The sequence below is a fragment of the Reyranella sp. genome (genome assembly GCF_050185545.1).
Lineage (GTDB): Bacteria > Pseudomonadota > Alphaproteobacteria > Reyranellales > Reyranellaceae > Reyranella.
Genome location: NZ_JBFWZI010000248.1, coordinates 1 through 8,920, shown reverse-complemented (window position 1 = coordinate 8,920; position 8,920 = coordinate 1). Strand labels below are relative to the sequence as shown.

The following is an 8,920-nucleotide window of genomic DNA, read 5'->3' as shown; positions in this document are numbered from 1 at the left end:
CTTTGCTGGACCGGCCAAAGTTGGCGCCTATGACCCTCGTGCCCGGGCACCCTTGAACGGATTGAGCACCATCGCGCCCAGGCCGGCGACATCGCGATCATTGCGGGTCACCAGCGTCAGGCCATTGGCCAGCGCGGTCGCTGCGAGCAGGCCGTCGACGACCGGAACAGGCCTTATGGCGCTCATTCGGCCCCACTGGTCGGATACGGCGTTGTCGATGCCGAGCACACGCCCATTGAACGCCGTCTCCACTTCCCGCAACCAGCGTTCGAGCGCGACTGCCTTGCCCGCATCCCGTCGGCGCGCAAGCTCGACGCCCTTTCGGATCTCACCGAGGACGAGCGTACTCAAGAAGAGATCCTCGTCGACGATCGAGGCATACCAGGCGGAAACATGCGCGTCGCAACGAGCGCCCTTGCAGACCTCGGAAATTATGTTGGTATCGATCAGGTAGCTCACAGATCGACGTCACGCCCAGGATCGCGACTGCGCTCGAGCTCGATGCCGTCGAGCGGCGCGGATGCAAGCAGCGCCTTCAAGCTCGGCCCGGGCGGCCCGACGAAGCGCTGTCGAAGAAGCCTGCGCGCCTCGGCCTGGCGCGAAGGGTCGGACAAGGCCAAGGCGACACCACGAACCAGGCTCACATCTTCCTTGCGGACATTGACCTCGACGCGCACGAGCCCCCGGCGCTCCAGGCGCGCCCGGTGTCTCGCAAGTGAGGATTTCGCCTTGCCTGCCATGTCAGCGGCTCCATTTCCGGAAACCTTACCGGAAATGGAGACCGATGCAAGCGGGTCATGCGCCGCGGCCCGGATGATCGGCCTGGCGCATCTGAACCGCTCGCGAAAGACCAGCCTCGCCTACGGCTGCAGGGGCCGCGCCTCGGCCTCGATGACGTCGAGCGGCTGGTCGCTGAGCGTCGCCTCGAAGGCGCGCAGGCGCTTGTAGACCGAGATCAGCGACACGATCGTCGTCCACGACCGGACCAGGTACTGGAACGACTGCTCGACCCGGCCGAAGGCGCGGATGACCTGCTGCATGACGCCGAGCGTCAGGCCGCCGGCGACGATCGACGGCGCCAGGGCGACGTAGGGCACCAGCACGCTGGCCTGCAGGTAGCCGTAGCGGACGATGTTGAAATAGAGGTAGTTCCAGTACAGGCGGAAGTAGTTGGCCCGCACGTCGAGGAACAGGCTCCCGAGCGTCGGCGCCTCGGCGCGCCGGGCGTCGTCCTCGCCCAGCACCAGCTCCTTGCGGTAGGCCGCCTCGACGCGCTGGTTGCGGAACTCGAGCCCGGGCAGGCGGATGCCGGCGACGGCGAGGCCGGCGGTGCCGAGCACGGCCCAGATGACGGCGACGAAGACCAGCGCCTGCGGCACCTCGCCGACCAGCGGCAGCTCCTTCACGTAGGCGCTGAGCCCCCACAGGATCGGCAGGAAGGCGATCAGGGTCATCAGGGCCTCGACCAGGTTGGCGCCGAGCCCCTCCACGGTCTGGGCGAACTTCTGGGTGTCCTCCTGGATGCGCTGCGAGGCGCCCTCGATGTGGCGCAGGCGATGCCAGTGCTCGACATAGTAGTCGTTCATCGCCGTGCGCCAGCGGAACACGTAGTGGCTGGTGATGAAGGCGGTGAGCACGGCGGTGAAGATGTACACCCCGGCGATGCCGCCGAAGGTCGCGAGCTGGCCGAAGAACTGCTCCAGCGTGACGGCGTTGGGTTTGGCCAGCGCCTGCTGCACCATGTTGTAGAAGGTGCCGAACCAGTTGTTGATCATCACGTCGAGCTGCACGGAGAACCACAGCAGGAAGATGATGAGCGCCGAGACGGCGACCGACCAACGGAACCAGCGGTGCGGCATCAGCCAGCCGACCAGCCCGACGAAGACCGCGCCGATGCCGATCATGTACTGGAACAGCCAGATGTTGCGCGCGGTCTCGACCGCGACCGCCGCCCCGTCGGCATTGGCCGGCGGATAGGCGAATCCGACCAGCCCGCCCAGGCTGAGCTGGGGCCCGAGGTCGCGGGCGGCGCCGTACCACAGGGCCATGCTGAAGGCGGTCCACAGCAGCGCCGCCGGGAAGAAGAGCTTCGGGTTCGGGAAGAACGAGGAGAACATCGCCTATCCATAGTGCCCAAACGGGCCCGAGGACAGGTCTCCTGGACCGCGGGCGTCCCGCCCGCTCATGATCTTCCGGACCGCGGGCGTCCCGCCCGCTCATGATCTTCCGGACCGCGGGCGTCCCGCCCGCTCATGCGGACCGCGGGCGTCCCGCCCGCTCATGATCCTCCGGACCGCGGGCGTCCCGCCCGCTCATGATCTTTCGGACCGCGGGCGTCCCGCCCGCTCATGCGGACCGCGGGCGTCCCGCCCGCTCATGGCGCGCTCATGGTCATGATTTCACGAGCAAAGCGCTCACCGTCTAAAGGATGACGAGCGGGCGGGACGCCCGCGGTCCACGAAGGTTATGAGCGGGCGGGACGCCCGCGGTCCGCATGAAGAGCGCTCCCAGACACAACAAAGCCGCCCGTAGGCGGCTTTGTGCCGACTGCCGTCGACCCTTTACGGGCAGTTGTGAGCCAAGGCAGGAACGATCCCGTTGGCGGAGACTGCAAAGGTCGCCGGTGTCGCATTGGTGAGATTCACGGGATCACCTCCTTTCGATGTTGATGGGGAGATCAGCGTGGCACAGCGCGGGCACACGGTAAACACCGGCGAGGTGCCAAAGTGTCGCTCCGGCGCCCGGACCGCCGCGGGGCATCGCATTCGGACACGCCTTTCATTCCCCTCCGCGGCTCCGGCCTCGCCGGGAAGGTGCCCCGTCATGGGGAGCGGAAGGGTCATCCTCATGCGGACCGCGGGCGTCCCGCCCGCTCATGATCAAGAGCACGATCATGATCATGAGCGGGCGGGACGCCCGCGGTCCAAGAAAGCATGACCCCGTCGCCGCAAGACGGCGACACCTCCTGCGAAGCGGCGCCTACGCGACCGAGAAATCGTCCTCCTGCAGCCCGCTCAGCAGCACGCCCACCAGCGTGACGCTGTTCGACCCCGCCGTGATGACGGTGTCCTCGCCGACCTGCGCGCTCGCCATCAGGACCGCTTCGGCATCTGCGAACAGGGCGTCGCCGAACTGGATGTGGTCGTTGCCCCTCCAGTCGGTGATGACGTCGTCGCCGAAGTCCGCATTCAGGACGAAGCGGTCGGGGCCGTTGCCGCCGGTCAGCACGTCGTCGCCCGCGCCCCCGGTCAGGGTGTCCCGGCCGTTGCCGCCCACGAGCACGTCGTCGCCGGAACCGCCGTCGAGCACGTCCTCGCCGTTGCCGCCGGCCAGGACGTCGTCGCCCGCGCCGCCCTTCAGGGTGTCGTCACCGTTGCCGCCGGCAAGGGCGTCGTCGCCGGAACCGCCGTCCAGGAGATCGTCGCCATTGCCGCCCACCAGCGAGTCCATGCCGACGCTGCCGTAGAGCTGGTCGTCGCCGTTGCCGCCGGCCAGCGCGTCGTCGCCGCCGCCGCCGTCGAGCACGTCGTCGCCGTTGCCGCCACCCAGCGTGTCGTCGCCGGCGAGGCCCAGGATGGCGTCGTTGCCGTTGGTCCCGACGAGCACGTCGGCTCCCGTGGTGCCGGTCACGACGTTGTCGATGTCGTCGGCGACGGCGACCAGCTGGCCGCGGATCTCGCCGCCCGGGAACGCCTTGGTATGGACGTTGAAGTAGAGCGGCACATCCGAGCCGACCGCCGCCGAGTCGAGGATGTTGGCGAAGGTGTCGCCGCCGACGGCCGCGAGGTTGGTGATCGGAGCCGGGTCGGTGGTTTCCCAGCGACCGCTCTCCGACCACGAGCCGTCGGCGTTCTGCACGAAGGCAACGTCGTCGCTGTCATGCGCCGGCGTGATCTGTCCGAAGACCACGGCTCCCGCCATGCCCAGCACCTGGTTGTGGAAATGCGTATTGGTGAGATCGTCGGGGTCGGTCGGAGTCTCGCCGCTGGTGATCGGGCCGAAATCGATGCCCTCGACGTCGAACGAGTAGCTCGCGGCGATCGCCTCGCTGTCGAAGACGACCGTTCCCTCGCCGCTCGCCGTCGAGTCGTTCGCCGGGACTTCCTGGCTGCCTTCGAGGATCACGCGGAACACAGTGGACATGCTCTCCTCCTCCGGTGGTCTCAGTCAGAAGATCGCCGCGGTCGCTCGGATAGCCGATGTCCGCCTCGGGAGTCCGCGCTCCGAGATCCCTGCTCTGCCGCGACGCGCGCGGATGCTGGCACGGCCGCCCGGGACGCACGACCGCACGCCGGTGACCGTTCGGTGACTGGGGGTCCGGCTTCGATCAAAGCTGCGTGAGCGGGGTGGCCATGCTCTCCCGAACCGTGGGCGTCTCGCCCGCGCGGGCAGGATGCCCACGGTCCATATGAGTCATGACTCATGCGGACCGCGGGCGTCCCGCCCGCTCATAGGCGCGGCCCGGCTCGGGCGCGGTCTGCCGCGCCCCTGCCGAACGCGCCCTCATCAAGCTCATGAGCGGGCGGGACGCCCGCGGTCCATACGAGTCATGACTCGTGCGGACCGCGGGCGTCCCGCCCGCTCATAGGCGCGGCTCGGCTCGGGCGCGGTCTGCCGCGCCCGCCGAACGCGCCCTCATCAAGCTCATGAGCGGGCGGGACGCCCGCGGTCCGGAAGACCCTGGAGCTCCCGTCGATCCATGGCGCGAAAGAGCCGCGAGCCGCGCGGTCGACGACATCGGCAAGGGCCGGCATGATCGAGCATCACGAATTCGGGAGGAGCGCAATGCCCCAGACAGCCAGGACTTCGGACACGACCGGCGGCAGCCACGGCGTGCAGCATGTCGACATCGCCGTGGTCGGCGCGGGCTTCGCCGGCCTCTACCTGCTGCACCGCCTGCGCCAGGCGGGCTTCACCGCGCAGGGGCTGGAGGCGGGCGACGATGTCGGCGGCACCTGGTACTGGAACCGCTATCCCGGCGCGCGCTGCGACATCCAGACGACCGACTACAGCTTCACCTTCGATCCGGCGCTCGAGGCGGCGTGGCAATGGTCGGAGAAATACGCCACCCAGCCCGAGATCCTGCGCTATCTCGGCTTCGTCGCCGACCGCTACGACCTCAGGCGCGACATCCGCTTCGGCACGCGGGTGACGTCGGCGCGCTGGAACGAGGCCACCGAGCGCTGGCTGCTCACGACCAGCGCCGGCCCGTCGGTGTCGTGCCGCTGCTACGTCATGGCGAGCGGCTGCCTCTCCGAGCCCAAGCCGCCGGAGATCGACGGCGTCGCGTCGTTCGAGGGCGAGGTCTACGTCACCGGGCGCTGGCCGCACGAGGGAGTCGATTTCACCGGCAAGCGCGTGGCGGTGATCGGCACCGGCTCGTCGGGCATCCAGGCGATCCCCAGGATCGCCGAGCAGGCCGCGCACCTCACCGTGTTCCAGCGCACGCCCAACTTCGCCTTCCCGGCGCACAACGGGCCCAGGCCCGCGCATCGCGTCGCGCCGCTGGTGCAGGATCTCGCCGCCTATCGCGCGCAGGCGCGGCAGTCGCTCTCGGGCGTGCCGCTGCCGCGCGCCACCGAGTTCAGCTGGCAACTGAGCGATGACGAGCGGCGCCGGCGCTTCGAGGAGGCGCTGGCGGCGGGCGATCTCGTGGTCATGCTCTCCCAGCTGTGGGCCGACCAGGGCGGCGACCTCGAGGGCAACGCGCTCGCCGCCGAGCATCTGCGCGGCTACATCCGTTCGGTGGTCAAGGATCCGGCGACGGCGGAGGCGCTGACGCCGCGCGACCATCCGTTCGGCTCCAAGCGGCCGTGCCTGGAGACCAACTACTACGCCACCTTCAACAAGCCCACGGTCGGCCTGGTCAATCTGCGGCAGGAGCCGATCGAGGCGATCACCGCGCGCGGCATCAAGACGGCGCGGCGCACCGTCGACGTCGATGCGATCGTGTTCGCCACCGGCTTCGACGCCATGACCGGCGCCATCCTGGCGGTCCATCCGATCACCGGCCGCGGCGGCCAGTCCATCGACTCGCTGTGGGCGCAGGGGCCGCAGACCTATCTCGGGCTCACCGTGGCGGGCTTCCCCAACCTGTTCCTGATCACCGGCCCGGGCAGCCCGTCGGTGCTGTCGAACATGGCGGTGTCGATCGAGCAGCATGTCGACTGGGTGGTCGACCGCCTGATCGACCTGCGCGCGGCGGGCTTCACCACGATCGAGGCGACCGCGACGGCGCAGGCCGGCTGGCAGCGCCACCTCGCCGACTGCACGGCGCTGTCGCTGCATCGCCTGGCCAACACCTGGTACACGGGCGCCAACGTGCCGGGCAAGGCGCAGGGCGTGATGCCCTATACCGGCGGCGTCGGCCCCTACCGCACGATCTGCGACGACGTGGTGGCGCAGGGCATGCTGGGCTTCCGGCTCGGCGGACCGGGCGGCAAGACCCAGTGCAACGACGGCGAGATCGTGCGCCTGCAGCCCGACGCGCGGCTGGTGCTGGGCATGATGGCCGGGATGAACCTGCCGCCGATCGAATCGATGGGCGCGGCCGGCGCGCGCGCCTTCGTCGCCCAGTTCAACACGACGCGGCCGGCCGGCCGGCCGGTCGGCGAGGTGCTGGACGGCACGCTGCCGGGCGCGGACGGCGCGCCGCTGGCGTGGCGGCTCTACCGGCCGGCGACGCCGGGGCCGCATCCGATCGTCGTCTACTATCACGGCGGCGGCTGGGTGCTGGGCGACGCGGCGTCGGACGATCCGTTCTGCCGCGATCTCTGCCGGCGGAGCGGCATGATCGTGGTGAGCGTCGACTACCGCCACGCGCCCGAGCACCGCTTCCCGGCGGCGCCCGAGGACGGCTATGCGGCGCTCTGCTGGGTGGCGGAGCATGCTGGTCAACTGGGCGGCCGCGCCGGCCCGCTGCTGGTCGCGGGCTGGAGCGCCGGCGGCAACATCGCGGCCGTCACCTGCCAGCTGGCGCGCGACCGCGGCGGGCCGGTGATCGCGGGCCAGCTGCTGGTCTGCCCGGTCACCGACGGCACGACCTTCGACCGGCCCTCCTACACCGAGAACGCGACCGGATATTTCCTGACGCGCGGGCTGATGCACTGGTTCTGGGATCTCTATTGCTCGCCGGCCGAGCGCGGCGATCCGCGCGTGTCGCCCCTGCAGGGCAGGCTCGCCGGCCTGCCGCCGGCGTTCGTGGTGACCGCCGAGTTCGACCCGCTGCGCGACGAGGGCATCGCCTACGCCGAGGCCATGGCGGCGGCCGGCGTGCCGGTCGAGCAGTTGCAGGCGCGCGGCCATTTCCACTCGTCCTTCACCATGGTCGACGTGATCGCGACCGCCGTCAGCGGCCGCGAGCACATGGCCGAGGCGCTGCGGAGGTTCGCCGGCACGGACGAAGCCGGAGTGCTGCCGAAAGCGGCGGAGTAGCGCGCGGCGAAGAGCGATGCCCGGAAGGCCGAGTTGGCCGCGGGCGGCGGCGTGCTGCCCCCGAAGGTCAGCGCTGCAATTCTCCGAGGCGACAGTCGGCTCAAAGCCATTCGAAACTGGCGCGGCGAGACGCAAGTGAACCTGGCTTCCAAGACCGGCAATGGCCAAGGGTATCTTTCCGATCTCGAAAGCGGGCGCCGCGCAGGCGCCCCCGAGACCATTGCCAAGGTCGCGCAGGCCTTGAATGTGCCCGAGGGGTGGCTTTCGCAATTGCACGTCGCACGACAGACCATTGCTGGCACGAGAGGCGAGATCAGCGAGCAGCAAGACCACGCCGCGTCGTCTGCGACGCCGTACGTCGCCACGTGGCACATCGAATTGCGACCCGGGAAGCGACGGGCCACTCGACCCGAGATGCATCGGAAAGGTCGATCAGGCAGAATACGAGTGGACACGGTGTGTGCGTTTCACCCTGTTGGCTTTCCGGGCCGCCGCGATTGCCCGTGACTTCCCGGCCAATTCAGGGTGGAACCTCGCTTGGCGGAGGACACCATGCGAAAGCTTGGCCCTGTCACTTTGGAGCATAGCCCGATCATCCTGAACCAAACGGCCAGCGTCGCGGAGGCCTGCAATCGAATGCGCGATGGACGGGCCGGATCGGTCCTGGTGACCGACAATTCCGGCATGCTGGTCGGGATCTTTACCGGCCGCGATGCCGTGTGCCGGGTCTTGGCGCATGGCCGCGAAGCGGCAACGACCCCACTGGCGGACGTCATGACGGCAAATCCCACATCGATGTCACCCGATCAGACCACGGTCGATGCACTGCGCCTGATGAGGGACGGCGGCTTTCGGCACCTGCCGCTGGTGAGGAATCACAGGATCGTGGGACTCCTTTCCCGCAGCGACTACCACGACGTAGGGCAACGCAGTCATGAAGAAGAACGCGACCCCTGGGAGCATTGGCGCTGATCGGCAGATCTGCCCGCCAGCACGCGCATCTCGCGAGCCTTCCGGGTCGTTCGTGCCCGCACGAAACAGGGTCCGCGCTGAACCACCGGGCTTCCTGCCCCCTCGTTTCCGCACGCCGACGCCGCACGGGTAAGATCATTGCTATGCAGCAATGCACACCAATGCGCATTGAACCGCCTGCCGAACGCGAGCCTTGTGGACCCGCGCATCCAGGAGGTGCCGATGGCAGTCACAGCGACCTTTCTACCCGGCGCGGGCGTTCTCACGGTTTTCGGCGATAGCCTTCCCAATGCGATCACGATCAGCCGCAACGCCGCGGGCACAATCCTGGTCAACAGCGGCGCAGTGACCGTTCGCGGCGGCACGCCGACCGTCGCCAACACCGCACGCATCCTGGGTTTCGGCCTGGGCGGGAACGACATCATCACCCTGAACGAGAGCCTGGGTGCGCTGCCCGCCGCGATGCTGTTCGGCGGCGCGGGCAACGACACGCTGGGCGGCGGCTCGGGCGGCG

Annotated in this window: 7 protein-coding genes and 1 pseudogene; 4 read left to right on the top strand and 4 right to left on the bottom strand. The window is 69.1% G+C overall.

Going from position 1 to position 8,920, the window contains the following annotated elements; all coding sequences use genetic code 11:
• Nucleotides 1–27 precede the first annotated feature (27 nt).
• The 4 genes from AB7O82_RS34780 to AB7O82_RS34765 all read right to left on the bottom strand — a co-directional run bounded on the left by AB7O82_RS34780 (nt 28) and on the right by AB7O82_RS34765 (nt 4,143).
• Nucleotides 28–459 carry a type II toxin-antitoxin system VapC family toxin gene (locus tag AB7O82_RS34780; protein ID WP_428556415.1) on the bottom strand — a complete coding sequence of 144 codons (432 nt, stop codon included), beginning with the start codon at nt 457–459 and terminating at the stop codon, nt 28–30.
• Nucleotides 456–677: a hypothetical protein gene (locus tag AB7O82_RS34775; RefSeq protein WP_428556418.1), complete on the bottom strand. Its 222-nt coding sequence runs from the start codon at nt 675–677 to the stop codon at nt 456–458. Before AB7O82_RS34775 ends, AB7O82_RS34780 begins: the two co-directional genes overlap by 4 nt.
• Nucleotides 678–860: 183 nt before the next feature.
• Entirely contained in the window at nt 861–2,117 is a 1,257-nt protein-coding gene (sbmA, locus tag AB7O82_RS34770) for a peptide antibiotic transporter SbmA (RefSeq protein ID WP_428621512.1), read from the bottom strand.
• Between the two features lie 862 nt (nt 2,118–2,979).
• Entirely contained in the window at nt 2,980–4,143 is a 1,164-nt protein-coding gene (locus AB7O82_RS34765) for a CHRD domain-containing protein (RefSeq protein WP_428621511.1), read from the bottom strand.
• A 642-nt stretch (nt 4,144–4,785) separates the two neighbouring features.
• Here AB7O82_RS34765 and AB7O82_RS34760 point away from each other — a divergent pair.
• The 4 genes and pseudogenes from AB7O82_RS34760 to AB7O82_RS34745 all read left to right on the top strand — a co-directional run.
• Complete coding sequence (locus tag AB7O82_RS34760; protein WP_428621509.1) at nt 4,786–7,434, top strand: flavin-containing monooxygenase; 2,649 nt, start codon at nt 4,786–4,788, stop codon at nt 7,432–7,434.
• 33 nt (nt 7,435–7,467) lie between these two features.
• The gene (locus AB7O82_RS34755) at nt 7,468–7,941 is read left to right on the top strand and encodes a helix-turn-helix domain-containing protein (protein ID WP_428621507.1); all 474 of its coding nucleotides are present in this window, start codon (nt 7,468–7,470) and stop codon (nt 7,939–7,941) included.
• Between the two features lie 45 nt (nt 7,942–7,986).
• Nucleotides 7,987–8,406 (top strand): CBS domain-containing protein, encoded by a 420-nt coding sequence (locus AB7O82_RS34750; protein WP_428621505.1) that lies wholly within the window; start codon nt 7,987–7,989, stop codon nt 8,404–8,406.
• 222 nt (nt 8,407–8,628) lie between these two features.
• Nucleotides 8,629–8,920 (top strand): annotated as a pseudogene (locus AB7O82_RS34745) (hypothetical protein); the annotation flags it as partial.

Excerpts from the sequence above, each read along its gene's own strand:
- sbmA (WP_428621512.1), bottom strand. The coding sequence starts at position 2,117 with ATGTTCTCCTCGTTCTTCCCGAACCCGAAGCTCTTCTTCCCGGCGGCG.
- AB7O82_RS34760 (WP_428621509.1), top strand. The coding sequence starts at position 4,786 with ATGCCCCAGACAGCCAGGACTTCGGACACGACCGGCGGCAGCCACGGC.
- AB7O82_RS34750 (WP_428621505.1), top strand. The coding sequence starts at position 7,987 with ATGCGAAAGCTTGGCCCTGTCACTTTGGAGCATAGCCCGATCATCCTG.
- AB7O82_RS34765 (WP_428621511.1), bottom strand. The coding sequence starts at position 4,143 with ATGTCCACTGTGTTCCGCGTGATCCTCGAAGGCAGCCAGGAAGTCCCG.